This window comes from Rhizobium mulingense (genome assembly GCF_029194105.1).
Taxonomy (GTDB): Bacteria; Pseudomonadota; Alphaproteobacteria; order Rhizobiales; family Rhizobiaceae; genus Rhizobium; species Rhizobium mulingense.
Window position 1 is genome coordinate 22,685 of record NZ_JARFVE010000016.1, and the last position, 25,800, is coordinate 48,484.

General features: G+C 56.2%; 27 protein-coding genes and 1 pseudogene. 20 read left to right on the forward strand and 8 right to left on the reverse strand.

The window, feature by feature from the left end; genetic code table 11:
- Nucleotides 1–421: 421 nt before the first annotated feature.
- Complete coding sequence (locus tag PYR71_RS27540) at nucleotides 422–628, forward strand: hypothetical protein (RefSeq protein WP_085738057.1); 207 nt, start codon at nucleotides 422–424, stop codon at nucleotides 626–628.
- A 355-nt stretch (nucleotides 629–983) separates the two neighbouring features.
- On the opposite strand, the gene PYR71_RS27545 is transcribed toward PYR71_RS27540, so the two are convergent.
- The 8 genes from PYR71_RS27545 to PYR71_RS27580 form a co-directional block, all read right to left on the reverse strand.
- Complete coding sequence (locus PYR71_RS27545; protein ID WP_275621637.1) at nucleotides 984–1,472, reverse strand: hypothetical protein; 489 nt, start codon at nucleotides 1,470–1,472, stop codon at nucleotides 984–986.
- 206 nt (nucleotides 1,473–1,678) lie between these two features.
- Nucleotides 1,679–1,927 (reverse strand): hypothetical protein, encoded by a 249-nt coding sequence (locus PYR71_RS27550; protein WP_275621638.1) that lies wholly within the window; start codon nucleotides 1,925–1,927, stop codon nucleotides 1,679–1,681.
- Nucleotides 1,928–2,029: 102 nt separating this feature from the next.
- Entirely contained in the window at nucleotides 2,030–2,737 is a 708-nt protein-coding gene (locus PYR71_RS27555) for a TfuA-like protein (protein WP_275621639.1), read from the reverse strand.
- Nucleotides 2,734–3,909: a YcaO-like family protein gene (locus PYR71_RS27560; RefSeq protein ID WP_275621682.1), complete on the reverse strand. Its 1,176-nt coding sequence runs from the start codon at nucleotides 3,907–3,909 to the stop codon at nucleotides 2,734–2,736. Before PYR71_RS27560 ends, PYR71_RS27555 begins: the two co-directional genes overlap by 4 nt.
- Before the next feature lie 41 nt (nucleotides 3,910–3,950).
- Nucleotides 3,951–4,163, reverse strand: coding sequence for a hypothetical protein (locus tag PYR71_RS27565; RefSeq protein ID WP_275621640.1), 213 nt, complete (start codon nucleotides 4,161–4,163; stop codon nucleotides 3,951–3,953).
- A 20-nt stretch (nucleotides 4,164–4,183) separates the two neighbouring features.
- Nucleotides 4,184–6,028: an AfsR/SARP family transcriptional regulator gene (locus PYR71_RS27570; protein WP_275621641.1), complete on the reverse strand. Its 1,845-nt coding sequence runs from the start codon at nucleotides 6,026–6,028 to the stop codon at nucleotides 4,184–4,186.
- Nucleotides 6,029–6,037: 9 nt separating this feature from the next.
- On the reverse strand, nucleotides 6,038–6,463 hold the full coding sequence (locus tag PYR71_RS27575) for a helix-turn-helix domain-containing protein (RefSeq protein WP_183912151.1): 426 nt from the start codon (nucleotides 6,461–6,463) through the stop codon (nucleotides 6,038–6,040).
- 225 nt (nucleotides 6,464–6,688) lie between these two features.
- Nucleotides 6,689–7,321: a class I SAM-dependent methyltransferase gene (locus tag PYR71_RS27580; protein ID WP_275621642.1), complete on the reverse strand. Its 633-nt coding sequence runs from the start codon at nucleotides 7,319–7,321 to the stop codon at nucleotides 6,689–6,691.
- A 519-nt stretch (nucleotides 7,322–7,840) separates the two neighbouring features.
- On the opposite strand from PYR71_RS27580, the gene PYR71_RS27585 reads away from it, so the two are divergent.
- The 19 genes and pseudogenes from PYR71_RS27585 (at nucleotide 7,841) to PYR71_RS27675 (ending at nucleotide 25,788) form a co-directional block, all read left to right on the forward strand.
- Nucleotides 7,841–8,689, forward strand: coding sequence for a DUF6030 family protein (locus PYR71_RS27585; RefSeq protein ID WP_275621683.1), 849 nt, complete (start codon nucleotides 7,841–7,843; stop codon nucleotides 8,687–8,689).
- Between the two features lie 42 nt (nucleotides 8,690–8,731).
- On the forward strand, nucleotides 8,732–8,890 hold the full coding sequence (locus tag PYR71_RS30880) for a hypothetical protein (RefSeq protein ID WP_323115754.1): 159 nt from the start codon (nucleotides 8,732–8,734) through the stop codon (nucleotides 8,888–8,890).
- Nucleotides 8,891–9,239: 349 nt separating this feature from the next.
- Nucleotides 9,240–10,313 carry an endo-1,4-beta-xylanase gene (locus PYR71_RS27595; protein WP_275621643.1) on the forward strand — a complete coding sequence of 358 codons (1,074 nt, stop codon included), beginning with the start codon at nucleotides 9,240–9,242 and terminating at the stop codon, nucleotides 10,311–10,313.
- Nucleotides 10,314–10,344: 31 nt separating this feature from the next.
- Nucleotides 10,345–11,496, forward strand: a complete 1,152-nt coding sequence (locus PYR71_RS27600) for a glycosyltransferase (protein WP_275621644.1) — start codon at nucleotides 10,345–10,347, stop codon at nucleotides 11,494–11,496.
- The gene (locus PYR71_RS27605; RefSeq protein WP_275621645.1) at nucleotides 11,496–11,984 is read left to right on the forward strand and encodes an acyltransferase; all 489 of its coding nucleotides are present in this window, start codon (nucleotides 11,496–11,498) and stop codon (nucleotides 11,982–11,984) included. Before PYR71_RS27600 ends, PYR71_RS27605 begins: the two co-directional genes overlap by 1 nt.
- Nucleotides 11,985–12,026: 42 nt before the next feature.
- Nucleotides 12,027–13,001, forward strand: a complete 975-nt coding sequence (locus PYR71_RS27610; RefSeq protein WP_275621646.1) for a glycosyltransferase — start codon at nucleotides 12,027–12,029, stop codon at nucleotides 12,999–13,001.
- A 131-nt stretch (nucleotides 13,002–13,132) separates the two neighbouring features.
- Nucleotides 13,133–14,410, forward strand: a complete 1,278-nt coding sequence (locus PYR71_RS27615; protein WP_275621647.1) for a glycosyltransferase — start codon at nucleotides 13,133–13,135, stop codon at nucleotides 14,408–14,410.
- Nucleotides 14,407–15,369, forward strand: a complete 963-nt coding sequence (locus tag PYR71_RS27620; protein ID WP_275621648.1) for a glycosyltransferase family 2 protein — start codon at nucleotides 14,407–14,409, stop codon at nucleotides 15,367–15,369. The genes PYR71_RS27615 and PYR71_RS27620 overlap by 4 nt, the downstream gene beginning before the upstream one ends.
- A gap of 10 nt (nucleotides 15,370–15,379) precedes the next feature.
- Complete coding sequence (locus PYR71_RS27625; RefSeq protein WP_275621649.1) at nucleotides 15,380–16,393, forward strand: polysaccharide pyruvyl transferase family protein; 1,014 nt, start codon at nucleotides 15,380–15,382, stop codon at nucleotides 16,391–16,393.
- The gene (locus PYR71_RS27630) at nucleotides 16,374–17,951 is read left to right on the forward strand and encodes a lipopolysaccharide biosynthesis protein (protein ID WP_275621650.1); all 1,578 of its coding nucleotides are present in this window, start codon (nucleotides 16,374–16,376) and stop codon (nucleotides 17,949–17,951) included. Before PYR71_RS27625 ends, PYR71_RS27630 begins: the two co-directional genes overlap by 20 nt.
- Before the next feature lie 74 nt (nucleotides 17,952–18,025).
- A pseudogene (locus PYR71_RS27635) lies at nucleotides 18,026–18,253 on the forward strand (glycosyltransferase family 2 protein); the annotation flags it as partial.
- A gap of 92 nt (nucleotides 18,254–18,345) precedes the next feature.
- Entirely contained in the window at nucleotides 18,346–19,317 is a 972-nt protein-coding gene (locus PYR71_RS27640; protein ID WP_275621651.1) for a glycosyltransferase, read from the forward strand.
- 78 nt (nucleotides 19,318–19,395) lie between these two features.
- A complete protein-coding gene (locus PYR71_RS27645) occupies nucleotides 19,396–20,379 on the forward strand; it encodes a glycosyltransferase family 2 protein (RefSeq protein ID WP_275621652.1) in 984 nt (327 codons plus the stop codon).
- Nucleotides 20,376–21,260: a glycosyltransferase family 2 protein gene (locus PYR71_RS27650; protein WP_275621653.1), complete on the forward strand. Its 885-nt coding sequence runs from the start codon at nucleotides 20,376–20,378 to the stop codon at nucleotides 21,258–21,260. The genes PYR71_RS27645 and PYR71_RS27650 overlap by 4 nt, the downstream gene beginning before the upstream one ends.
- A complete protein-coding gene (locus tag PYR71_RS27655; RefSeq protein ID WP_275621654.1) occupies nucleotides 21,257–22,240 on the forward strand; it encodes a glycosyltransferase family A protein in 984 nt (327 codons plus the stop codon). The genes PYR71_RS27650 and PYR71_RS27655 overlap by 4 nt, the downstream gene beginning before the upstream one ends.
- Before the next feature lie 24 nt (nucleotides 22,241–22,264).
- Nucleotides 22,265–23,659 carry an O-antigen ligase family protein gene (locus tag PYR71_RS27660; RefSeq protein ID WP_275621655.1) on the forward strand — a complete coding sequence of 465 codons (1,395 nt, stop codon included), beginning with the start codon at nucleotides 22,265–22,267 and terminating at the stop codon, nucleotides 23,657–23,659.
- 3 nt (nucleotides 23,660–23,662) lie between these two features.
- Entirely contained in the window at nucleotides 23,663–24,703 is a 1,041-nt protein-coding gene (locus PYR71_RS27665; RefSeq protein ID WP_275621656.1) for an acyltransferase family protein, read from the forward strand.
- A gap of 153 nt (nucleotides 24,704–24,856) precedes the next feature.
- Complete coding sequence (locus PYR71_RS27670) at nucleotides 24,857–25,315, forward strand: glycosyltransferase family protein (protein WP_275621657.1); 459 nt, start codon at nucleotides 24,857–24,859, stop codon at nucleotides 25,313–25,315.
- Nucleotides 25,312–25,788: a glycosyltransferase gene (locus tag PYR71_RS27675; RefSeq protein WP_239791484.1), complete on the forward strand. Its 477-nt coding sequence runs from the start codon at nucleotides 25,312–25,314 to the stop codon at nucleotides 25,786–25,788. The genes PYR71_RS27670 and PYR71_RS27675 overlap by 4 nt, the downstream gene beginning before the upstream one ends.
- Nucleotides 25,789–25,800 lie beyond the last annotated feature (12 nt).

Genomic DNA, 25,800 nt, shown 5'->3' on the forward strand with positions numbered 1-25,800 from the left:
AATCCCGGCATGAGCCGGCATCGACAATGCGCAACACAATTCAACTTCGGAGAATGACGATCGTGAAGGCGAAGAGAGGTTTAACATCTTGACAAATCAAAGGATTATGGCAGGTCATCGCGCTGCGGATAGACCGGCATTGGCAAGCTTCGACCGGTCACTTCAAATCCGTCAGGCAGTCCGAGACCAACGAGCCGCAGGCTCAGAGACACCCACTCTCGTCGAGCGACTCCCGGCATGAACAGTCAATCCGCCTGCGCGAAAGACTTCACTCAATGCAACACACCGAAATGGCTTTCGACTGACCAAATGTGTGTCGAAATGGCCGCACCTCGTCGCTGAATTAACCTTTGATAAAGCATTTGCTTGCTCAACTTATAATTTGTGTCATGGTCACTGTAAGTAGTGAGGAGCCGCCCTGATGAGTGATTTAGCATCGCAGATTCCGGAATTTGGTTATGATGAACGCGTGATGATCTGCCGGAAACAGATTGAGAAGGCAGTTTATCAGTTCATTGCAAACACGAAGGTCGAGGGGTGCGATCCGGCGGAAGTCGCAATGGCCATCGCGGACATTGCCGATGATTACATTTTACTGCTGGCCCAGAAGCGCAATTTGACCCACTGAATGAGCGATCGGCCCGGCCGATCACTAGACGACCACCGAGACCCAACTCGCGCCGTCTCCCCGCCCGGAGACAACGTCAACGAAGCCGCTTACCGTTCGTTTTGAGTGTTTATTGTGCCCGGGTTCGAATACAGCCCCGAATGAGCGGCAGCCCAAGACCCACTCCGGATTTTTCCCAAGCTATAATCGAATCGATTCCGAATAGGTCGATTGCGCAGCTCCTATCCCGGCAGCACTCATCCATTGCCGCAGAAACACCAGTGGCCGGCCTCAACCCTCGAAGCCATGCAGGGCGCCTCAGGACGTGGGCGGAGAGTAGGGGCGGTGTTTTTCGCCAAGTGTGTGGTCGCCCCCATCAATCGGCCGGATCCAGCGCGCAAAGCAGACCATCGACGGGAATCGCGGCCAGCCTTTCGCGTTTGATATCGACCCTCCAGGCTTTGACGACGCTCTCCGATCGATAGGAGCCATCCGGCTGTTCCACCATCCTGCCGAGCGCAAAGACCATGTCCTGAGGAAACAGGCTCGACGAGCAATAGCTCGGTTGCAGAAGTTCGTGACGAGGGCTGGGCTTGACAATCGCCACCTCATCGATCGTGCTCCAGGCGGGAAGGTTCCCATTTCTGCCGGTCTGGCGCTGCAGCACCAGCGAGAGCTTTGTGCCGCATTTGACCTCGGCCGCCGAATAGGCTGGGCCTCCGGCCATTCCGGTCAACGCCGTTCCACTGACTTCCACACAGCCCTTCGCAGCAGGAGGCGTCGATTTTCCCCGCGCCTCGCTGGCATGGCCGGCGGCCGGGATCAGAGCGAGAAGAGCGGCGATCGCAGGAAAAGACCGTGACATGTTTTTCCCGCCACGCGCAAAGCAGCTGAATTTCACGCAGGCCCCCTCTACCCGGAAGAGAAGACCGTAGCCTTGCTCGGAGATGAGTCAATCCCCTACGGAGCGCGGAAGTCGCGTTGGTTGGTCGTCGACCTCGTCCTTCGAGGCGCCTACGGAACCTCGGCATGAGGCAGGAGAGAGGCCGCAGCTGTTCCTGGGAGGCCAGACTAATGTCTCTTTACGCTCACCTGCGGAACCGGGGAGCTCAATTCAGCCAGATCCCTGGTCAGTTCCTCCCCGACTTCCTGCTTCACCGCCTCAAGGGCAAGATCGAGGCAATTCGTCGCGAATTGCAGTTTGGCATCCTGAGCGACCTGTCGCGCATAGGCGATCATCCGCGCCAAAGCGAGCAGTTCGTCCAGACCCTCTTCCGCCCTGAGGTCTGCATTTATGTTAGCGGCCGATGTCACGCCCATGCCCATTTCTCCAACGAATTGAAGGAACAATACGCGGGCTGGCGTGGCCAAGCCCGTGAAAAAAGCGTGACACAACTCCCGGTGACGATTGCTGCATTCAATTCACAATGCGGGCCGTGTAGGAAATGCAGTCTCGTGCAATTTCCAGGACAAATCGGCATTCACGCGGATATCCGCGGCTGCCTGCACTGCTTTCAATAACTCCAGCACATCGATGCGCTTTTGATCGACGGAATGCGCGACAAGCGCTCTCAATAATCTCGGGCGATCCGGCGCGGCTATGCTGGCGCACTGCTCGACGATCGCCCGCCACGTCCGCCTCTTGAAGAAGACTGCGCTCGCAGCATTTTCAAGCTCCCGGCGCACCCCTCCTGGGAGCAATTCATTGCTTTCCATGGCATCGAGCGTGGCGCTGACATTGACGAGCGGGATTGTCAACGGCTTGCTGCCCAGCGCGCTCGGCGCGTGCACGAGCGCGACGGCGGCATCATCGACCAGCCGGCCCGAGCGATAGTCTTCGAAAATGCGGCCGATCCCGATCATGCCGAACGGCTGGCATTCTGCAGCCCGCAGCGCGCCCATGCTTGCCGCCCCCAGCACCATCACACCAAGCGAGAGAGCGCGGAGAATTTCCTTATGCCAGACCGGCGCGGCATATTCGAAGCCGCCGTCGACCAGGCCGATGACATTAGCACCCTGTTCCGCCGCAGCCAGAACATCTCCCTGTGTCGCAGGCGGCAGGACGCGTATCGCCTCGCCGGCAAGTGCGGCTGCGTCGGGAAGACTGGGACCTGCGAAAATGATCTTCAAAAGCCGATCGCTCTCGCCAGCGCCCTTGTTCCCAACCGCCGAGCGCGCTCCCCTTCCGGATTTTCGAGCGCGGGAATAACGACCTTGACGACGCTGAAGGGAAGCGTGCCCTCGCTGAGGCGTATGGCAATGACCGAACCGATCTCTTTTGTTCGCAAAGCCTCCAGCACATGCTGCAGCATCTGCGTGAGATTCCGTGGCCGATGTTGCGGCGCTGGGCCCGGCGATCCGGGAACTGCGTCGAAGGCTCGCCGCATCAGCGGCGGCAAGGATCTAGAGAAGGTGGCCGGGGAAATATCGTCCCGGGCTCCGCTGATATAGGTAAGCCGCGACTGCACGGCTTCCGTTATCGCCCGAATGGCCGCGCGCACGGGAGAGGGATGGGCGCCGGTGCCGCCGGTCACCTCGACAAGGCGGATGTCCCTGCCGCCGTGGCGATCCCGTGGGTCCGGAACGCAGTCCCCTGGGCCTAGCATAGCGGTGAAACAGGGGATGGTGATGTCGCTGGTGATATCGAAGAGCCTGAGCGCCAATCCCGACGCTTCGATTTTGTCGATCAACCCGTCCAAGGCGCCGTCCAGGAAACCGCGGGGATCGACGCAGCCGGCATAACGATCCGCTTCCGTGCTGACCTGCCACAGCACATGCGCGTCCCGCTCGATCCGCTCGAGCACACCGTGAAAAATCGCCTCCTCGAGGTTGTTTCCCGAGGCCAGGCCGTCCGATGACATCCAGTATCGGGCATCTCGCGTACGGTCGAGCACCACCGCCTCAAAGGGGATATAAATCGTCCCGCCAGTAAGAATATCGATGCCGGCCACCCAATCCGTCTCCTCGTCCGGCCCGAGGTCGGGTTTATGGATGGCGATCAGGCAGTCCAGCGTGTCGATCTTGTGCCCCATCGCCCGCAGGCCCGACGCGCTGCTGCGGAGCCGATCGACGAAAGGTTCGCCGGCAACGGCCCGTTCCAGGGCTTCCATGATGGTGGACACTTTGGCATCGACATCGGTCAGGCCCTTCCCCTGAGCGATCACGATGGATCGCGAATTCGGGGTATAGGCGCACCAGACGGGAATCCCGATATCGTCGAGCCCGGTATGTCGCGCCACCCTGGTCACCCCGAATCTGGCCAACAAGGGCTCGACGCGGGAAAGAGTTTCCCGCGGCGATATGATCCTGTCGGAATATGTCGACTGGTCCGTCAGATGTCGGCTCAGCCGTCGACGTGGCCGGAAAGAGCGACCTGCGCCGACGAAACGGCGACAGCCAGATCGACGCCCTTCACGAATATTCCGCCGGCTTTGCGCAGACTGCTCGCAGTTGCCAATTCCCCCGTCGGATTGAGCGGCTTGACCGTGCCCGCGTCGAGATCGGCGAGCCAAAGACCCGCCTCGTCCGGTATTCCTATGATGACAGCTTTCACCATGTAACGCCCCTCACCTATTGTTAAAACCCGGCCTTCAACAGGCCCTCCCGATATAGCTCTTTTTGCCAATGCTCCTTGAAGGGAACGATGGCGAGCCACTTCTCGACGTCGAACACCGGGTTGATGCTTTCGGCGCGTTGCCGATGGAAGAGTGCCCGTTTTCGATCGCCGATCATTGCGCAACTGGCCGCGGCGATACGATGGGCCGGCGCTTTGTCTTTCATCGCCTCGACGTAGGCGATGGCCTCCTCATACTGTTCCAGGAAGAAACTGGCTCCGGCGGCACACCACAGATAGGCGTCAGGCGCGATCGGATTGAGCGACATCGCTTTTCTGATCTTGGCGAGCGCGTCACCGGGCCTGGATGCATGCACGAGCGTGTCGGCATGGCTGTAGATGACATCGGCAAAATGCGGGCTGAGCTGTTCCGCCAGGTGAAGGGCTGCGACGCTGGCATCGACATCGCCGAGATAAAGCTTGGTGACGCCAAGCTCACGATGGCCTGCCGCCGATTCCGGATCCCGCTCGATTGCACGAAGCGCATGCTGTTCCGCCAGATGCAGCAGCTCGTCATTTCCCTGCGCTCTCACGAGCCACTCGCTGGTGAAGGTTCTTGCCAGCCCGGTAAACGAGGCGGAGAAATCCGACTTGTACGACAGCGACTGCTTGAACGCCTTCCTTGCCCGGCGGATGTGCGGCAATGTCAGCTTGCTCATCAGGCTCGAACCGACGAGGTAAGCGTGGTAGGCCCCGGGATCGGCCTCGAAACGTAACCGCTCCTCCTCGTTTTCGGCCAGCTCGCGGGCCACCGACTCGGTCAACTGCTGGGCGATCACCCGCCTGTGGCGCGGCAATGTAGCGCGCGTCATCGCAAAGCGGTTGGCCCAGATGATCTCGTCCGTGGGAAAATAGATCAGCTGCGCGAACAACCCCTCTTCGGAAAGTCGGGTGTCCAGAAGATAGGTGATCGAGTGCCTGGCGACCACGGCCGCCTTCTCGGAGTCGCGGCGGATCTGGCCGGCTGTATGCGGCGCGACGATGGAAACGTTTCGAAGTGCGCACAATTCTATTGTGACGTCTTCGATCAGAGCGTTTGCAAGGGCAAGTCCGGCATCGGCGTGCTTGGCTGTCGGGGGAAGCAACGCCAGGCGCGGCAGGATCAGCGGCGCCGCCGATATGCGTTCGATGTCGGTCGACTGGCTGCCGGGCTCCGAACGCTTCACCTCCACCCTTGGATGGCCGTCGCCATTTGCCAATCTCTCGGAAAACGGCGAGCCGCGGGATATCTGGTGCAGCAGCGCCCTCACCTGCTCGTCATTCGGATCCCGCTCGAGGATTTGCAGGGCGGCGCTCGAAATGATGCGCGCTGCGTCGGGCTTCTGCACCTCGGGCAGCGCCTCCAGCAATGCCTGACGCAATTGCAACGCCTGGGCGTCCCGCTGCGCCCTGATCCACGCGTCTATCGGCTTTGTCGCCGGCTTGATATTTCCTATGAAACCGCGCTGGGTCAATTCGGCGATCGCCTGCAGCCGATCCAGCGGCGCACCGCCGGCCCGAAAGACATCCAGATCGCTGGAAAGCGCCTGCGTGTTGAGGCGAACCGTCGTGGCGGTGAAATCGAAGGCTATCTCGGCGCGTCCGCCGTCCATCTCGCGGATGCGAGACAGCATTTTGCGTAGATTGAGCCGCGCCAGTTCCGGCTCGACGTCGCTCCATAGAAACTGTGCCAGTTCATAGCGGCTGAGCTCGTGGCTCGCGCCGACATAGATATGGGCCATCATCAACAGACCTTTGATCGGATAGCGAACCAACTCGCCATTCGTCTCGGTCAACCGCAGATCGCCAAATGTCTGCAGATGAAGCACGATCTATCCTCAATTGTGCACGACCGGATCCTGCAGCTCGCTGTCGATGTCGGGCAAGCCCTCAACCGCCAGGCTTTTGGCCAGCGCCACCAGTTTTTGCCTGATATTCGGATCCTCAATGGCGATAAACGCCTTGTTGAGCGCCAGTCCTTCCTTCGACGACAGGAATTTGTTCAACTCGCTCGTCTGCGCTTCGATCGGCCCGGAACCGCCGTTCTCGAAGAAAAAGCCGACGGGCACGCGAAGAATCTCGGAAATGCGCTGAAGACGGCTGGCGCCGATGCGATTCGTCCCCTTTTCGTATTTCTGAATCTGTTGAAAGGTAATGCCCAGAAGTTGAGCCAAACCATGCTGGGTCATCCCGAGCGTCTTTCGCCGAACTCTCACGCGGTTGCCAACATAGACGTCGATGGAATTCGGCGATTTGGCCTTCATGTGAATAAGTCTCCCGCTTTATCAGCACGCCCGCTGTATAATGGAGAATTTGAGCAAGAATGCAACTAAAAGTAAATATTTTGTAAGGATTTTTTTCAGCGCCGCGCACAGTAGAAGCACCTGTGGATTACTGCAGGCGCGTGTCATGACATATATATGAGGAGTAGCTTATGGAGAAAGTCGGAGCGGGGCGGATTGTCGAAATCGGCCCCCCGGCCCTGTCGTCTAGAGAGGCTTTTCAGCCACGGCGATCATCGACTTGGCAAAAGCAGGTATCCTTCCGACATATTCAAAACGAATACTGCGGAAACCGACATCATGCAGCAGCGTGCTGAGAGTGTTTCTCGACCAGAACTTGATATGTCCATGATCCTTCAGCGGCATGAAGTGATCATCCATTTTCCCAAGCGCCGCCAGGGCGACGTTCTTCAGATAGCCGTGATAGGGAGTCGATACCACGGCGATGCCGCCAGGCTTGACCAGATCATACATCGTCGAGGTGAAGGCCTTGGGATCATAGACATGCTCGACGACCTCCAGGCTGATCACAGCGTCGAAGGTGCCGTATTCCCCGGAAAGCTCGTCATAAGCCGAACCGACATTCAGCGGCAGCCCGGGGTATTTGACATTGGCTTTGGCGATGCCGTCGCTTGAAGGATCGACGCCGACGACGCAATATCCCTCTTTCGCAAGAACTGCGGCCGCCCCGCCCGTGCCGCATCCCAGATCGAAGACATCGGCCTTCGCCCAGCCGGCAAAATGGCCCTCCAGCACCCCAAGCACAGCCGGCAGAATGTAGGAATGCGCGGTGGTCGGTTTGGCGTGGATATAGGTGGTCGCGTCCAATTTGACGGACATATCCTTCTCCTTCTGCAAGTTCGCGGCAGACCCTATAGGAGAATACGTCGAAAATTGGGTAATACCCGGCAAAACAGGATGTAGACCAATAATATAACCTGTAGTTTTGCAATAAAAAGTTTAACCGTTGCGCGAAGATAAAACAAAGATGGCAGCATCAATGATGGCTGCACGCACTGAGATTGGACCGGATCCCGTCTCTCTAAATGTCATGAACATCAGCAAGAAAACCGGAAGGGGCCGAGAAGCATAGGAGACTGCGGTGACCCGGTTTGCCTGTCACGGCCGCGGATCATCCGCGATCTTCGCCGCGGCCATAGCGGCGGGTGCATTGGAAAGGATCAAGATCGGGGACTCCAGCCGCTTCCGGCAGATGTGAAGCGCGCGCTTCTTGCCGATAACACGCCCGACGCGGCAGAATGCCGAACAGCAAGCCAAAGATATTTAACGGATGGATGTATACTGCTGGATCTAGACAGCCCAATCGAAACCCTTCTCGCGTACTCGGAGAAGATAAGCTTGCCCGAGAATCCGTCGCCCGCATATGCGAAACAGCCAGTGGGAAAACCACGGATTCCCGTGGTCTTCTGGTTGCTGCTGACGATTTCCCTGTCGCTCATCATCGGAACCGTGCTTCTTTCCAACGACATGAAGCACTTGAGGACGATCGATCGCTATTTCGGCCTCGATCTCTTTTCATACGAGGTCAAGCCGCCGCCACCGAAGGCGCTTCCCCGCCCGGCACCACCGGCCGCCGTCAGGTTTCCCCTACATGCCATCGAACCGCCTATGGCGCAGACCGCATCAACCTTTCTCCGGACGTGGCGCATCTCAGGAGCGGAAATGTGCGCGGCCCTGCGCAACGCCGGCATCCAAACCAGCGAATGGGCGGCAGCGAGTTTCAACGCCGATACCTTCGAATGCTTTTTCGAACACAGCGGCAAACGTGAAAAGGATCAGCTTTCCAGCTCCATCTTCGTCATCGTTCGCGGTAACGCCGCCGGCACGATCAACAACATGCGCGTGAAGATCGTCAATCCAGAGACTGACCAATATGGCCAGCTCGACCCGAACATCCTGCGGATTTTCGAGGTCATGCTGAGCCAACCGCAATGGCTGGATTTTCATGAGGCGCTGAGCGCAATCAAGAATCTGAGGGACATCAAGGAAGATGGCTTCGGCGCCAGCATCACCTTCAGCCGCGAGGTGCTCAATCCGGACCGTTACAATTTTACGCTCTCGCTGGATGCGGCGTCCGGACCTCAAAAGAGAACGAGAGATTATTTTTCCGACAGAACCTGGCTTCCATCGCCGGAGCCGACGGCTGAAACCGACCCCGCGCAACCGGCGCCGGCATCAGGGCCATAAGACGGGAAGAAGTAGCTGCGGACGCTGGTCGAGGGCGCACGCGTGACCGGTCTGTCAGGCCATGCGACCTGCATCGTCGTGATGCCGCTCGACATTCAAATCCTCCGCGCCCTGGGCAAGGTCGTCGTTCAACAGGCGAATGGCATCCGCCGCGCGGGCGCAGCCGCCGTGACATTCCCACAAGAGCTGCAAGGAGGATAGGGAACACGCCGAAGACGCTGAAAACCACGGCTGCGAGCTGCAGGTCATCGAGACGAGAGAGCGCGTTTCGAAGGGGCGCCATAAAAAAACGGCATTTTGAAATGCCATATGAAAAAAGCTCATCACTCGTAGCTGAACCAATCTTCCTTCACGAGCGCCCTCCGGGAAGATCTATCTCTTGGCACAGACTGAAAAGTCTAGCGGATACAGTATTCGCTCCTGGGAAAGTATGTTTGAGGTTGCACTGCTCCACCAAAGTAAACGCAGATCGGAACGGAACCGCCGCAAACCGACCCGGCTGCAGCAAGTTCCGTCGTGGAGATGAGAAAAGCCCACAGCGAGGAATAGCATGAACAGAAGACGTTTCCTCGCTTCGGTTCCGCTCGCGCTGTCGTGTCTCCACGCGGGCGCGGTGCTGGCCAGGGTTCCGGCGCAACCAGGGCTGCGCGCCCTTGCCGACAGCAAATCGTTCCGGTTCGGATCGGCAATCGACCTGCAGAATATCAGCGACCCGGCCGCCTGCGAGCTCTATGTCGACAATGTCAATTCGATAACGCCGCGCAATGAATTGAAGTGGAAAGCGACGGAAAAGAGTCCCGGCGTTTTTTCCTTCGGGGGCGCCGACAGGATGGTTGCATTCGCGCGAAAAAACAACATGAGGGTTTATGGGCATACACTGATCTGGTATCGCGTTCCGAATTGGGTTTCAGAGATCACCGACGCGCGGGCCCTTCGGACGGTCATGGACCGTCATATAAAACAGGTTGTCGCTCGCTATAAGGGGTCGATCGATGCCTGGGATGTGGTGAACGAGCCGTTGGAGTATGATGCGCCCGACCTGCGGAATTGTGTTTTCCGACGCCTTCTTGGCGACGATTATATTCGCATGAGTTTCGATATGGCGCACGAGACCAATCCGGGTGCGACGCTGATTCTCAACGAAACGCATCTTGAGAAAAAATCCGCCACCTTCGAACAAAAGCGCGGGCACATTCTCAAGATCGTCGAGGATCTCGTCGCCAGGCAGACCCCGATCAACGCGGTCGGGCTGCAGGCGCATTTCCGCCCGGGCCTCGATCGGATAGATCCGGAAGGAATGGGGCGATTCTGCGCGGCTCTGAAGGATATGGGCATTGGTGTCTATATCACAGAACTCGATGCATCCTGCCACTTCCTGAAGCACGACCAAGGCTTCACGCAGGCCACCTACGCCGATATTTTCCGCGACGTGATCACCGTGGCGGCCGAACGCGGCGACTTGCAAGGCGTCACCGTATGGGGCATGTCGGAAAAATACGGCGAGCCTGATGAAACGGGGACCGATGCCGATGGAGCCTGCACAAAGCGCATTAATCTCTATGATGAAAACAACGCGCCGCGCAGTTCAGCTGATGGCATCAGGCAGGCAATAGAGGCGATGTGATGCGCAAGACAACGGAGACATCGGCAGATTCATGAAAAAGGCAGTTATTTATGTGGAAAAATTTCTGCCTGCCAGCCAGGCATTTGTTCTCAATCAGGCGGTAGCGTTTCGTTCGTTCGAGGCTGAAATTCTTGCCGGCACGCGAATTTCCTCGGCCCACACCAGAAAATCCACTGTTCCGGTTCACGACATCCGCCGGTCGCCGATCGCGCGGGCCGGCGAACTTCTGCTGAAAATTCCACAGATCGGCCTGCCTTTCCTCTTTCCCGCGATTGGCCAGGCCGACCTCGTTCACGCGCATTTCGGCAAGAACGGCTATGTCATCGGTCCCTTAGCGCGGGCCGCCGGCAAACCGCTCGTGACGACGTTTCACGGCTTCGACGCCACCTATCGCGGCGATCCGAAAAAACCGGGCGGCTTCAACCAGGTGCGCTTCTTCGCCAAGGGCCGCAGCGAAATGGCCGACTGGAACAGCTGGAACATCGCCGTTTCCGATTTCATCCGCGACCGGCTGCTGGCGCTCGGCTTCCGTGCCGACCGTGTCTATCGCCACCACATCGGCATCGATCTCGATCTCTTCAAAATGGAGCCTCGTCCCCGAAAAAAGGGGCTGGTGGTTTCCATCGCCCGTTTCGTCGACTATAAGGGCCACCGCTTCATGATCGACGCGCTGTCGCGCGTGGCGGCGACCGGCACGCCGGTCGAATTCGTCATGGTGGGTCAGGGACCGCTGAAAGAGGAAATCGAGGCGCTGGCGCGTCGTTCCTTGCCAAGCGTCACGATCCATGAAAATCTGTCGCAGACTGAGATAAGGGACCTGCTGGCCAGTGCAGAGCTTTATCTCCACGGCAGCGTGACCCTCGACAATGGTCACGCAGAAGCGTTCGGCCTCGCCAATCTCGAGGCCGAGGCCGTCGGCACTCCGGTCGTCGCCTTTCGCTCGGGAGGCGTGGGCGAAGCGATCGAGGAGGGGAAAACTGGCTATCTCGTGGAGGAGCGGGATGTCGCGGGAATGGCGGAAGCGGTCGGACGGCTGCTCAACGACCAGGCCCTGTGGACAGCCTTCAGCGCGCGGGCACCGCTTCTGGTGGCCGAGCGCTTCGACATACGTCGCCAAACGGGGATGCTCGAGGACTATTACAGTTCCGTGCTAGACGAATTTTCCAGCCGGGGTCGGACTTGATGGTGCAGACAGGAAAGAAGCCGAAGTGGGGACTGAACGTATTTCGGCCGCTGCGGAACGGAATCGTCAGGGCCAAGTGGCTCTACTATACGAAATTCTGGGGAATGGACATCGATCCGACGGCAAGCTTTTCCTTAAGCGTGCGGTTCGATAAGACCAACCCGAAAGGCCTGCACATCGGCGCGGAGACCTATGTCGCCTTCGAAGCCGCGATCCTGACCCACGACCTCACGCGCGGCCTCTATCTGCACACGAGGATCGGCAAACGCTGCTTCATCGGCGCCCGCAGCATCATTCTGCCCGGCATCGAAATCGGCGACGAATGCGTCATCGGCTCGGGATCGGTGGTAACCAAGAGCGTGCCGCCGCGCTCCCTCGTCGCCGGCAATCCGGCAAAAATAATCCGCAGCGACATCAAAATCATTTCGCGTTATGGCCGCATGGCGACGAATGAGGCATCGGATGCATTTAAGGCAGCAGGCGAATAATGGCAGGTTTCCAGGTTAGCCGCAGCGTCTCCGAGGAATGATATGACAGGTATTAAAATCACCGTGTTGTTTTCTACCTACAATGGTGCAAGGACGCTTCCGCGCATGCTGGATGCACTGTGCGCCTGTACACTTCCGCCAGGTCATTGGAAGATCGTCGCCGTCGACAACAACAGCACGGACGATACGGCCAAGATTCTGGACTCTTATAAGGACCGTCTCCCGCTTGAGGTGTATTTCGAGCCGAAGCAGGGGAAGGAAAACGCGTTGGCGCTGGGGTTTCGCCACCTGGAGGGGGAACTCGTCGTTTTAACGGACGACGACGTCATTCCGGATCCAGATTGGCTCGACCAATTCATCCGCCTCTCTGAAGAACAGCCGGAATTCAGCATATTCGGGGGACTTATTTTGCCCGAATGGGAACGCCCACCGAGATTTCCCTGGCTTCTCAAAGACAACCGAGCAGCCATCCTATATGCCCTGAATGAGAGTCTTGAAGAAGGCCCCACCTTGGCCGGATACATATTTGGGCCAAATTCGGCGTTTCGTCGCGCCGTCATCAAATCAGGGTATGTGGTGCACGATAATCTGGGACCAAATGCCTCGGTCAAACAATATCCAATGGGGCAGGATACCGCGTTCGCAATGCGGTTGGAGAGCGCAGGCGCAAAAGCCTATCATTCCCGGGGCCCGAAGGTCCGGCACATCGTCAAGTCAGCCTACGTCGAGGAAGATTGGGCGATAGCGCGCGCCGAGCGATATGGAATGGGAATGGTTGTACTCCGTCCGACGCTCTTTGATAGAAAGCGAAAAATCGCCGGTCTTCCGGCAAGCACTGCCCTACTCTGGCTCGCATTGGAACCTATCTGTTTGCTTTTTCGCAGGCTGCCTCCCGGGGAAACGCGTTTCAGATTGCTTTGGAAGCAGTCTCTGCGACGGGGAATCTTGCATCAATTTCTAAAGCAGCGTGGTGCTCGCGGCCGTACATCTGGGCAGAGGATTCACGCCGGCGGGTAAGCATATTGAACGCTCCAAAAGACTGTTGCCTGAATACAAACCGATCAACGCCGACCATGAGACGGAAATCAGGCTGAACGGCATGGCTGCAGACCCAAGACACAGAATCGATATCACAGACGAGGAATGATTTGAAAGTTACGTACTTCTCTTTGTCATTTCCTGAGCTTACGCAAACCTTCGTCTTTAACGAGATGAAAGGTCTCGGGAATCTTGGCACCGACATAGATGTTGTCGCTTTGAGTCGACCCACGGACAATGTGTCGAATTTGCCGGAAGATTACGGGTTTGGCGACCGCATTCGATATGTGACAGCGGATAAGAGGCGCTTCGCTCGGATGGCAGTCATGGCGAAGGGCGCGGCCCAGCTTCTTTCACGCGGCAACATACGCGCACTCTGGCGCCTTCTCACTTCTCGTGACGATGAGATCAAAATGCCGATCTCATTGAAATTAAGCATCGCGGCCAAACTTCGATCAGGCGACGCAACTGCAAAAGTCATTCATTGCCACTTCGGCCCGGCTGGGCGCGTTGTCGCACATCTGAAGAGATTAGGGCTTATTGACGCCCCGATAACGACCGTTTTCCATGGGTATGACCTCACACAATATATGGATGGCCGATCCCCTCAGGTCTATCGCGAGCTCTTTGAACAGGCCGACCTCTTAATACCTATCAGCGACCTCTGGCGCAGCCGCTTGATCGACCTTGGTGCCCCTCCCGAGAAAGTGACAACGATCCGGCTCGGGATCGATTGCGAGGCGTTCGACTTCAAAGTCAGAAGCGTTACTCCTGGTGAGAAAATACGCTTCATAACAATCGGGCGAATGACAGAGAAGAAAGGACATCGATTTACTATCGAGGCCTTTTCTCAGCTTGCTTCCCGTCGGCCAGATCTGGATCTGTCGCTCGACATCATCGGCAATGGACCGCTGCTCGAGGACATACGCAACCTCGCTCAGGATTTAGGGTGTGCAGACCGGATCCATTTTCACGGCGGCATGGCTCACCAAGAAATCAGACGCCTTTTGAGCCAAGCACATATCTTTGTGCTGCCAAGCGTTAAGGCCGCGGACGGAGATATGGAAGGCATACCCGTGTCAATCATGGAAGCTATGGCAATGGGAATTGTGGTTATCAGTACCCATCACAGCGGCATTCCAGAACTCGTCAGCCATAAGGAGTCAGGTCTGCTCGTACCAGAACGCGACACGGATGCTCTATCGGACGCAATGGAGCGATTGATCATGAATGCTCCCCTTATCCAGACAATGGGATTTCAGGGACGTCAAATTGTCGAAGAGCAGTTCAACGAGGAAAAGCAGACACGCGCACTTCTTCTATCATTCAAACGCATCACTGAGCATCCGGGGTCTCGTTCCTTGGACCGACCGTCGGTGCAAGAATGACGACGTCGGATGATTGTGTAGAGGTTTCTGTCATCATAGCTGCCTTCAATTGCGCCAGCTTTATCCGGCGCGCGATTATGTCAGTTTTAACTCAGGATCACCCCGCGCTTGAAGTCATTGTTGTGGACGATTGTTCCACCGATGATACAGTCGACGTCGTTCGGCAAATGATGGCTTCTGACAACCGCATTAGGATTACTCGTCTCCAAAAAAACAGCGGCCCCTCGGCCGCCCGCAACGAAGCTATTCGAGCTGCTAGCGGGAAATGGATAGCGGTCCTTGACGCCGATGATGCTTATGCGCCTGGACGGATAAATCGACTGGTTGAAGCTGCCGAAAGACACTCTGTGGACTTCGCAGCCGACAACTTCCTTTATTTTGATGCCCAATCTGAAGAGATGGGGAAGCCCGCCCTGTCCACGACTCCAAAAGAGGAACTGGTCGATCTTCATGCTTTCCTACGTCAAGCCCGCCCCTACGCAACAGAAGCTGACTATGGGCTTTTGAAACCACTCTATCGGCGTTCATTCCTCATCGAACACGATATAGCTTACCCAACAGAGCGGCGGCACGGAGAAGATTTTCTTATTTACGTCAACATTCTTCTGCACACGGGCCGCATGCTGCTTTTAAGGGAACCTGGCTATATCTACACGACAAGATCCTCAGGATGGAGCCGCACAGTGGTCGACTATCAGGATCAGGTTGAAGCGACAGCCCGCCTGATGAAGGACCGAAGGGTCGCAACCGACAAATCGGCAAGGCATCTTCTTTCAACGCGGAAAAAGGCACTCCTCCGCTTATCCACAGAGCGGGCATGTCACCACCATATGATATCAGGAAACCATCTCACTTTAGTTCGCGCTATATTTGGCGATTTTTCGAACGCGGATATTCCCCTGAGAATTCTAACCCGCTCGATCACTAAGAAAATCGCAAGCAAATTCAAGAAGGCATAGGAACCCATCCATGGACGTATTCTATTTCAAAGATCCGAAATTCAATTTTGGAGACGATCTGAATGCATATATCTGGAAAGAGGTTTTGCCGAAAAAAGTCTTGGAATCGCCGGATCTAACCCTTGTTGGCATTGGGAGTATTCTCACCTCAGAGCGCCTTGAGAAGTTTGTCGGCGGCGACAGGAAAATAGCGGTTTTAGGCACCGGGGTATCTTACGGAACGCCCCCGTCCGATATGTCGGCCTGGTGCTTGGCGGCGGTTAGAGGACCCTTATCAGCTGCGGTCTTGGGTCAGCCGCATCTCTCGGTTACTGACGGGGCAATCCTGTTGGCCCTGACTCAGAATCTTTACACAAAACAGGAGAAGCCTGAAAAAATCATATTCATGCCACATAGATCGTCAGTTCAAAGAGGTTCGTGGGAACCGATCGCGACGGAATTGGGCTTGGAATATGTCAGCCCTCAAACAGATACACTCGAAATTTTGAGGAAGTTCGGCGAGGCAAAGCTGGTCATAACTGAAGCCATGCATGGCGCTATCGTCGCAGACACGATGAGAATCCCGTGGATTCCTGTTACGATTCATCCTCACATTGATGAGTTCAAATGGAAAGACTGGACGTACTCAATGGACCTTGATTACAGACCGATATCGCTGCCGTCCATAAGCGCAGATGATTTTATTTATTATCAAGGCCTTCGCAGGAACCTGAAGAAGTTCGGCATCCACGGCACAGATACACTTCGGCCGGAACAAGATAGGAAAATGTACTTAGATTACCTAAGCCGTCGATTTTCGCCGAGCTACGAACAACTACATCACATTACGAAGAATATACAGTACACCCGAAAGGCCGCCTCAAAATTTGCTCGAATTACCAAACCGCTATGCAAGGCTAACGCCAGACGGGCGTTGAGAGAGGTTATGAAATCTCCTCAATACCTAAGTGCACAGGCTTTGTTCGACGAGAAGCTTCTAAGGATGCAAGAAGCGATCAGGACAGTTGAAAAATTTGTATCCTGAGCAAGGGCTCGTTGTTCAATTGGAGAATGCAAACTTGGCTGGCCAGAAGAACGAAAAAATCGGTGCAAAGGCGCTAAATGCATCAGCGATCTTGCTCTTTGGTGTGATTTATAATCGCACCATTTTCCTCGCAACAACCGTCGTCCTCGCTCGCCTTCTATCCCCGGAAGACTTCGGGCTGGTTGCATTGGGAACGAGCCTTTTAACAATTCTGCTTGCAATAACCGAATTATCCCTCGGCAGCGCACTTATCCATCAAAAGGAAATCACGGAAGATGATTTCCACACAGCCTTTACTTTAGGGGCGATCAGAGGCGTCTTGCTTGCTGCTGTTATGGTGGTGAGCGGCTACATAATGGCGGAAGCTTACGGTGATGAGCGGCTAATCGGTGTATGCGCAGGTTTGGCGGTCCGACCGTTGCTAACCGGCCTCGGAAGCCCGAAATATATCATATACTCTAAAGAATTGAGCTTCGGGACCGTCGCCTTTCAAGAGGGGCTGAATTTCACGATACAATTCGTCGTTTCCGTCGCATGGGCCTATCTGACCGACAGCTACTGGGCAATCGTTGCGGGGACTGTAGCAGCGAGCGTTGTCGGAACGGCCATGACGTATATGGCGTCCCCTTACGTCCCAAAAATTTCCTTCCGATCGCTATCAAAGCTTCTGCATTTTTCCATATGGCTGACCCTGAACCAAGCCGTCTCAGCTGTAGGCAATCGATTTGATAACTTCCTGGCCGGCGGGTGGCTCGGCATGGCGACCTTTGGCGCCTATAACGTTGGAAACAATACGGCAGGCTTGATAACCCAATCGGCTATTTTGCCCCTACAGCGCGTTCTATTCCCAAGTTTCGCGAAGATATCGGATGACAAGCAGCGCGTTCAAAGCGCATTTCAAAGGAGTCAGTCTTCGCTTTTTGCGATCGGTATGGCGGTCGGCGCCGGCCAAGCTTTGGTTGCCGAGCCGTTCGTGTATCTTGCTCTGGGACCTCATTGGCCCGTAGCGGTACTCGTGATTCAGGTGATCGCACCGATCTTGGGTTGGCAAATCGTCTTTGGCCCGGCAAATGCGCTCGCTTCCGCCCTTGGCGAGACAAAGATGCTCTTCAACAGGACGCTTCTTCTCCTGATCTTTAGGGTGCCAATTGTGTTTATCGGCTTATATTTCTATGGACTGCCAGGCTTGCTCATATCCAGAGCAATATCGGGTGGGGTCGTTGTTTCCATCGTCAATATCTACGTAGTTAAAAAGCTCACCGGATTGACATTGTGGGATCAACTTAGCGTCACTTGGCGTTCTTGGGTCAGTGGCCTTGCGATGGCGGCGGTCGTTCTGGGGTTGAGCGCGAACTCCGCGCCGATTTTCAGTCACGTTGATGCGGCGTATGCGTTGGCCTGGATGATTTCTGTTGGTGGAATTGTCTATTGCGGGGTCCACGCACTTCTATGGGTAATTGGGGGGCGTTCAGAAATCGGCATTGAAGCCGAGATCGCCAAGGTCCTTACGAAAATATACCACCGCTATAGGAAAATACCTCAAAGATTGCCGCTTTGATGTAGCGGCAGCGTTTCGGCGGGCAAAACATGAGGCTTTTTCTCTTTCGACCTCACCAAAAGGATTGGTAAATGATGTCGGATCTCTTCGTCAGCGTACTATTTTCATCCTACAACGGCGCCAGCCGCCGGCTGCGACACACTTTGGATTGCTTGTTGAGTCAGGAGCTCCCTCGGGATCAATGGGAGCTGATTGCGGTTGACAACAACAGCAATGACGACACGTTTGATGTTTTGAAATCCCATAGCGGCAGGCTTCCCATCACCGTCCTACAGCAGCGCAAGCCGAGTAAGCCGGGGGCGGCTACAGGCGCGAATTCTTCGGCAAGGCCCAAGCAATTTTTTTTCTAAAAGCGTGACTGCTGGTGGAATAGAACGGCGTTCGGAGCATTCAAATGAGCAAAGTCAAAGTAACGATACTCTTCTCGACTTATAACGGCGCGAAGACTCTGCCAACGATGCTCAATGCGTTATGCGCTTCGACCCTCCCAAAGGACGAATGGAAGATCGTTGCTGTTAACAACAACAGTAGCGACAACACTGCAGAAGTCTTGAAATCCTATCAACAGCGACTTCCGCTGGAGGTTTATTTTGAATCTAAACAAGGCAAGCAACACGCATTGACGTTAGGATTCAGCTATCTGGAGGGCGAACTGGTCATCTTAACAGATGACGACATCATTCCAGAGCCGAATTGGGTCGAGGAATTTCTCGCACTAGCCGATGACCAACCACAGTTCAGTATATTCGGGGGCTTGATCACGCCTGAATGGGAGGAAAAGCCTGAGCCGTGGTTGATGAAGCACGGGCACCTGGGAATCCTCTATGCGCTAAACGACGACCTTCCCGAGGGACCCATTTCCGCGGCACTGATATCAGGACCCAATTCGGCCTTCCGTCGTTCCATTTTAGGACCTGACTATATTGTTCACGATGGCCTCGGCCCTGACGCTACTGTCGCTCAGTTTCCGATGGGTGAGGATACCGCTTTCGCGCTCAGGCTGGAGAAAAACGGGGCAAGCGCCTTCCACTCCCGGCGCCCAAGGGTTCGCCACATTGTAAGAAAAAGCTATGTGAGAGAAGGCTGGGTTTTACGCCGCGGCGAGCGCTACGGCATGGGTTTGGTTATCATCCGGCCGAGCCTGTTCGACAGTAAAACTAAAATTGGTGGTCTGCCGATAGGTAGCGCCTTGAATTGGCTTCTAATGGCGCCGGTGAGCTTCTTTTTGAAGAGATTGCCGCTGAGTGGCCTGCGTTTCAAGTTGCTTTGGGCCCAGTCGGTGAGACAGGGAATCCTGCGCCAATTTCTCAAGCAGCGATCTGCGATGAATAAAGCGATCTATTCCCATGTTGGTGCCAAACAATGACAGCCCTAAACTGCGGCATCCACGGAAAATGCTCTTGCTACAGAGCCAGCGGCCGGATTTTCGTACCTCAGGAGGCGAGTGGATTTGACGACGGATCTAAGAATTAGTGTCATATTTTCGTCCTTCAACGGCGCTACCAGACGGCTGCAGCAGATGCTGGATTCGATGCTGGGCCAAAACCTTCCGGCCGAACAATGGGAATTGATTGCCGTCAATAACAACAGTGAAGACGAAACACAGCAGCTTCTCGATCAATATGCCAAGAAGCTTCCAATGCTTGTTGTCAATCATACCCGCCCAGGAAAATCAGGAGCTATGAACGCCGCTCTGGCGATAGCTCGAGGGGCGCTGATCGTTTTCACCGACGATGACGTCGAGGCAGATGTGAACTGGTTGAGTTCGGTTGCAGCATGCGCAGAGGCAAATCCCGATTACGGCATTATCGGCGGCCGGATTCTTCCGAATTGGGAGCATTATCCTCATGGAGATCCGCTGTTGGACTGGATTCCTATGGGGTCAACCTTCGCCATAGCCGACCAGGAATCGAGTGGCCCATGCGACCCGACGAAAATTTGGGGTCCGAACACGACCGTGCGTCGCGAACTGCTTGGCAACAACGTACGATTCCGTGAAGACATCGGCCCGCTTCCGGGAGGTCTGTTCGCCATGGGAGAGGACACGGAGATTGTCAATCGCCTATCCAGAAACGGCGTGAAAACATATCGCTGTGCCGAGGCGATCGTTCATCATTGGATTCCAGCCTCGAGCGTGACAGAGGCCTGGGTACAGAAACGTGGGGAACGTCTTGGCTATGGAATGCCAGCGCTCTTCGCTGAGGACGTTCCCAAAGGTCTAAGGATCGCGGGAGTGCCATTAAGAACCTGGATAGAGAGCACGAACTGGGCGGTTCGGGCAGCTCTTCTTTATCCTTTGCCACGATCAAAGAAGCGGTTCTGGGCCATCTGGAAGAACTACTATATGCGTGGCTACCGCGCCGGAATTCGCCGATACGCACCGTCGGGAAATCATTCTATTGGGCTGGGGCGGGAGGTCGTGCGGTGAAATTATCGGTGCTCATCAATAACTTCAATTACAGCCAGTATTTGCGCGCATGCATCGACAGCGTTCTCTCACAAGCATATCCCGACTTCGAAGTGATCGTGGTCGACGACGGCTCGACCGATGATTCCAGAGAGATTCTGGCTTCCTACAGCGAGCAGATCATGGCCGTCTTGAAGGAAAACGGCGGCCAAGCCTCGAGCTTCAACGCGGGCTTTGCGGTCGCAAGCGGCGATATCCTCTTTCTCCTCGACGCTGACGATGCGTTTCTACCCGGTAAACTTGCGCATATCGCCGAGATCTACGACCGAAACGACATCGACTGGTGTTTCGACCGCGTGACGACCAATGAAGGCGACCAGCCTGCGGCAGAGCTGCAAGTGACGCTATCCGACAAACGAGACACGTTGCGCAGGGGCGGCTTTCCCTCGCTTCCGGTACCGACCTCCGGTTTGAGCTTCCGCCGCAGTCTGCTGTCCCAGATCCTGCCGATGTCTGTCGCCAAGGATGTCGTCCTCAGCGACAATTACATCAAGTTCGCAGCCGCCTATCTCGGACGCGGCGCTATCGTCGAAACGCCTCTGACGTTTCAGCGCATTCATGCCTCGAACCGCTATACCGGCACGAGCAGAGCAAAGACACTGCGCCCCCGCATTATGATCGCGACGGGCTTGGAATTGGCGCGTCGCTACGACGGGCTGCATTCGCTCGGCAAAAGCCTGGTGGCCGGCGGTATTGCCGAAACGACTTCGCTCTTAAAGCTGAGGAGCGAAGCTAGGAACGCCGTGGTGGGTGGTCCATTCGGTGATGATGCCGTAAACGAAGTGGCATTGATGGCGGCGCGCAAGCGTTTGGGAAATATGCTGCGGAGAGGTCAGTCATGAACCAGCAAAACACCTTCCCGCGTGCACCTGCCTCGACTGACCGGCAAGTCCCTGCGCCGTTGAACATTGCCGTCGGCGTGCTGACGTATCGAAGGCTGGACGGAATCGCCAAGCTGCTTGACGTGATGACGCGCCAGACCCAGCATCCGGCTCGCCCCTATCATCTGACCATGGTAATCGTCGACAATGATGCGGCCGGCAGCGCAAGAGCCACCGTCGAAGGCTTTGGCCAGACGGGCGCCTATAATCTGATTTATGTCGTCGAGCCGAACCAGGGCATACCCTTTGCGCGTAACCGGGCCATGGATTCAGCCCCTGCCGACACCGACCTCTTCTGTTTTCTCGACGATGACGAATGGCCTGTCGACGGTTGGCTCGATGCGATGCTGGAGACCCGCGGGAAAAACCGCGCTGATTGCGTCTACGGCCCCGTCCAGCCCGTCTATCCCGACAACCCACCGGAATACTTCATCAAGGCGAAGGTTTTCGAGCGCAAGAAAAACAAGGACGGTCAACGCATTTCCTATGCGGCCTCGAACAACGTCATGTTCGATTATCCGTTGATCCGCTCGTGGAATCTGCGCTTCGAAGAGAAGATGCGCTTCACCGGCGGCACCGATTACCTCTTCTTCAATCAGGCCATTCGCCGCGGCATGCAGGTTTTCTGGGCTGACAAGGCGCTCGTCCATGATATCGTTCCCGCCAGCCGCATGACCTGGAAGTGGGTATTGCAGCGGCAATACCGGCTCGGCAATACTTTCGCAGTCAGCGACGTCCTGCACGGCAATCTCAAGCGCCGGCTCTATCGCGCGGCCTATGGCGCCTCGAGAGTGATACTCGGGCTGGCTATGCTGCCTGCGATCGTAATTTCACCCTATTGGGGCATGCGGGCGCTGACCCACGTGCTACGCGGCGCCGGCATGGTCAATGGTATCCTCGGACATGCATACCAGGAATATAAGCCCAATGCCGCCCTCTGATGCTATTTGCAGGAGCGTCCTCGGATGAGTTTCGGCCCCACCTATGTTCGAGACGGAGATATCGGCCTGCGGCCGGCCGTTCGCGCACGGCCGCGCCACGGCATCAGAAAGGAGACGCTCGTCCGTCTGCTCCTGACTGGGATATATTACCTTGCGCTGTTCCGGGCCACCGGCATGTGGTATGGTTATCCTTCAAATTTCGACGACGGCGTGTCTGTTGATCCGCTTCCTCAGAAGCTGATGCTTTATTCCCTGATGCCGTTGATCGGCCTCTATTTTTTTCTTGAGCCGAACCGCTTCCTCGCCTTTTTCCGCGGCATTTCGCCCCTCGTATGCGTCGTGATCTTTGCCATCGTGGCGTCTTTCGCCGGTTCGCTCGACTTCGGCGCCTCTGTTCGCGGCGCCGCGGCCGTCGGTCTGCTGGCGCTTGGCCCCCTGCTCTTTCGACTGCGCTACGGCAACGAGGAAACCTTGCGTCTCCTGGCCAATTTTGCCGTTTTCTCCGCCTTCGCCAATGTCCTCTATACGGCCGCCTTCCCGCGGTTCGGAATTATGGGGGGCTCGCTGGCGGGAGCCGTGAAGGGACTGTTTTATCACAAGAATACAATGGGACAGTTCTGTGCGATCTGCTTTATCGTGCTTATTTCCCATCGCCTGCCTTCCCCCAGGCTGCGCTACAGCGGTTTGCTGAGGACCTTCGCCATCCTGCTGACGCTGCTCCTTGTCGTGGTCTCCTTGTCGTCGACCGCCGTCGTCATGGTGGCGATCGGCCTCGCCACGATTTTCGGCCTCAAGATGATGGAGAACGTCAGGCATAGTATGGCCCGCGCTTTCATCGTCCTCTTCCTATGCCTGCTCATCGGCGTCGCCGGCTCGATCGCCTACATCGGCGTCGCCCAGGCCGTTGCGGAAGCTTTCGGCAAGGATCTGACGCTGTCGGGCCGCTCCGATATCTGGGAACAGGTGATCCCGCTGATTTACGACAGGCCGGTCTTCGGCTATGGCTTTGCTACGTTCCGGCAGGCCGACATTGTCGAGGAATATGTCCGTCTCGGCCATACCGTCCACTCCCTGCACAACACCTACCTCGAGATTTGTCTCAACATCGGTATTCCGGGTTTTCTCTGCTGGATCGCTTTCCTGTTGACGCGGATCTTCAAGAAGATCGCCGCAGTCTACAGGAGCCATCAGCTTCAGACCGTTCAGGCGAAAGAGGTCGCCCTAATCCTGCTTGTCATGATCGGCGCGATGACCGAAGCGGGAATGATGCTCGCGCCGATCGGTCTATGGCCGGTCCTCGTCTCCGTCTTGCCCATGACGACGGAACCCATCGTCCCACCGCGTCGGCGGCGGCTTCTCTCGAGAAGATCGGCCGGGCGGCGGAGCTTCGACCATTCACAACCCGTTTCAGGAGAGTAGGCAATGACCCGCGCCCCAATGGCCGTGCCGGAATCGAAAACAGCCGCGGTCAGCGTTGAACGCGAAAAATTGCTGGATATTGAACGCGGCAAGGGCCTCGGCATCCTCTTGGTCGTCTACGGCCACCTCGTCATGCAGGGCACGCTTGGCGAACAGGCATGGTACCAGGCGACAAAAGCCGCGATCTACACGTTCCATATGCCGTTCTTCATGTATCTCAGCGGCTTCGTGTTCTTTTTTACCGGCGCGCATAACGCGCTGGACCGGAACTTCAGCGCGTTCTTTGCCAAGAGGTTTGACCGGCTGCTGATCCCGTTTATCGTGATGTGTCTGGTCAACGTCTTCGGCAAGCAGCTCGCCGAGATGTTCATTCACGTCGACGATGGCGTCAGCGGCTTCTGGCAGGGCCCATGGGCGGTGATTTCGAACAGCCCCAACAACCCGACCATTTCGATCTGGTACCTTCTGGTGCTTTTCGTCTATTCGGTGCTGACACCCATCCTGTGGCGGCTGAGCGGCCGGCAGATCGGCATTCTTTTCCTGTTCTCGCTGGCGATCTTCTTCATTCCCGCTTCGGAGAGGTTTTATGTCGCGCGAATTCTGAGCTATTTCGTATTCTTCGCCGCCGGCATGGTGAGCTGCAAATACTCCGCCTATGTGCTGAACCTATTCTCCAAATATATTGTCGTCTGGCTAATCGTTTTCGCAGCCGCACTTTATATCGGCCGGAGTTTCCCCTATTGGCTTCTTCTATGCGGGGCAGCGTCGATTCCGTTCCTGCACGCTCTGGTGAGATTGCCGATTTTCCAAAATGACAAGATCCTTCTCTGGTTCGGCCAGAATTCGATGGTGATCTATCTGCTCAATACGATCTTCATAGGAATAGCCAAGGGTACCTATGTGAAGATCCTGCCATATCAAGGGCCATGGTTTGCATTCATGATCGTTATATTGATGATGTCCGGGACGTTATTGCCGATCTTGGCCAAGATGGCGCTTCAGGCAGTGCCTATGGCAGGACCCGTTTATAAGTATGTCAGGTGAGTCTGCTGCTCCCAATTGAGAATTTTCCCGATCCCTGCGCTCGACCTGCCGGCCAATGATGTTAGAATTCGATTAAACTGCCGTGCTACAGCCACGGCTTCGGTGGAATGGTCTTGCCTATAATCATCGGTCAAATATAGGAGATGCCTGTCTATGGCTGAGAAAAAATTGAGGGTTCTCGCTGCGTCGTCGGGGGGCGGCCATTGGGAACAGCTGATGACCATGCGCAGCGCCTTCGAGGGATGCGACATCACTTTCGCAACCACGATCCCGGGGCTGCTTTCCAAATACGACATCCGGGATGGACTGGTCCTTCCCGATTGCAGCCGCGACTCCATCATCATGTCGATCCGGTGTTTTTTCAGCGCTTTCGCGATCGTCATTAAGCACAGGCCCGACGTCATTATCTCCACGGGTGCCGCGCCCGGGCTTTTTTGCCTGCTCGCCGGCAAATTGACGGGCAAGCGCACGATCTGGATCGATAGCGTCGCCAATGTCGAGAAGCTGTCCCTTTCGGGAAAACTGGCCGGCCATATCGCGACGCTCTGGCTCACGCAATGGCAGCATCTGTCGCGGCCGGACGGCCCGCATTACGCAGGAGCTGTCCTTTGATCCTGGTCACCGTCGGAACGCAGCTGCCGTTCGATCGCCTTGTCAAGGCGGTCGACGCCTTCGCCAAAGAATTGACCCGGCCGGTTCTGGCGCAGATCGGCAAGGGCACCTACACGCCTGAAAACATGAAATGGATCAAGAATATCGAACCTGCCGACTTCGACAGGGTCTTTCGCGAGGCGAGCGTGATCGTTTCTCACGCGGGCATCGGCACCGTGCTCACGGCGAAACGTTTCGGCAAACCGATCATTCTCGTTCCCCGCAAGGCAGCCCTTGGCGAGCACCGGAACGATCACCAGCTTGCCACGGTAAGCCAGCTCATCGACCGGCCGGGCATCTATGTCGCGCATGACGATGACGAGCTCAAGGATTATCTCCTTCAGGACCTCAGCAGTCCCTCCCATGACGATCCGTCCGATGCCGGCCGGACGTCGCTGGTCAACTATTTGAAGGGTTATCTCGCGGCAGGCTGAGCCCGCGACCGG

Excerpts from the sequence above, each read along its gene's own strand:
- PYR71_RS27660 (WP_275621655.1), top strand. The coding sequence starts at position 22,265 with ATGAGTTTCGGCCCCACCTATGTTCGAGACGGAGATATCGGCCTGCGG.
- PYR71_RS27575 (WP_183912151.1), bottom strand. The coding sequence starts at position 6,463 with ATGAAGGCCAAATCGCCGAATTCCATCGACGTCTATGTTGGCAACCGC.
- PYR71_RS27565 (WP_275621640.1), bottom strand. The coding sequence starts at position 4,163 with ATGGTGAAAGCTGTCATCATAGGAATACCGGACGAGGCGGGTCTTTGG.
- PYR71_RS27550 (WP_275621638.1), bottom strand. The coding sequence starts at position 1,927 with ATGGGCGTGACATCGGCCGCTAACATAAATGCAGACCTCAGGGCGGAA.
- PYR71_RS27625 (WP_275621649.1), top strand. The coding sequence starts at position 15,380 with ATGGACGTATTCTATTTCAAAGATCCGAAATTCAATTTTGGAGACGAT.
- PYR71_RS27545 (WP_275621637.1), bottom strand. The coding sequence starts at position 1,472 with ATGTCACGGTCTTTTCCTGCGATCGCCGCTCTTCTCGCTCTGATCCCG.
- PYR71_RS27670 (WP_275621657.1), top strand. The coding sequence starts at position 24,857 with ATGGCTGAGAAAAAATTGAGGGTTCTCGCTGCGTCGTCGGGGGGCGGC.
- PYR71_RS27595 (WP_275621643.1), top strand. The coding sequence starts at position 9,240 with ATGAACAGAAGACGTTTCCTCGCTTCGGTTCCGCTCGCGCTGTCGTGT.
- PYR71_RS27540 (WP_085738057.1), top strand. The coding sequence starts at position 422 with ATGAGTGATTTAGCATCGCAGATTCCGGAATTTGGTTATGATGAACGC.
- PYR71_RS27600 (WP_275621644.1), top strand. The coding sequence starts at position 10,345 with ATGAAAAAGGCAGTTATTTATGTGGAAAAATTTCTGCCTGCCAGCCAG.
- PYR71_RS27605 (WP_275621645.1), top strand. The coding sequence starts at position 11,496 with ATGGTGCAGACAGGAAAGAAGCCGAAGTGGGGACTGAACGTATTTCGG.
- PYR71_RS27640 (WP_275621651.1), top strand. The coding sequence starts at position 18,346 with ATGAGCAAAGTCAAAGTAACGATACTCTTCTCGACTTATAACGGCGCG.
- PYR71_RS27655 (WP_275621654.1), top strand. The coding sequence starts at position 21,257 with ATGAACCAGCAAAACACCTTCCCGCGTGCACCTGCCTCGACTGACCGG.
- PYR71_RS27580 (WP_275621642.1), bottom strand. The coding sequence starts at position 7,321 with ATGTCCGTCAAATTGGACGCGACCACCTATATCCACGCCAAACCGACC.
- PYR71_RS27620 (WP_275621648.1), top strand. The coding sequence starts at position 14,407 with ATGACGACGTCGGATGATTGTGTAGAGGTTTCTGTCATCATAGCTGCC.
- PYR71_RS27610 (WP_275621646.1), top strand. The coding sequence starts at position 12,027 with ATGACAGGTATTAAAATCACCGTGTTGTTTTCTACCTACAATGGTGCA.
- PYR71_RS27665 (WP_275621656.1), top strand. The coding sequence starts at position 23,663 with ATGACCCGCGCCCCAATGGCCGTGCCGGAATCGAAAACAGCCGCGGTC.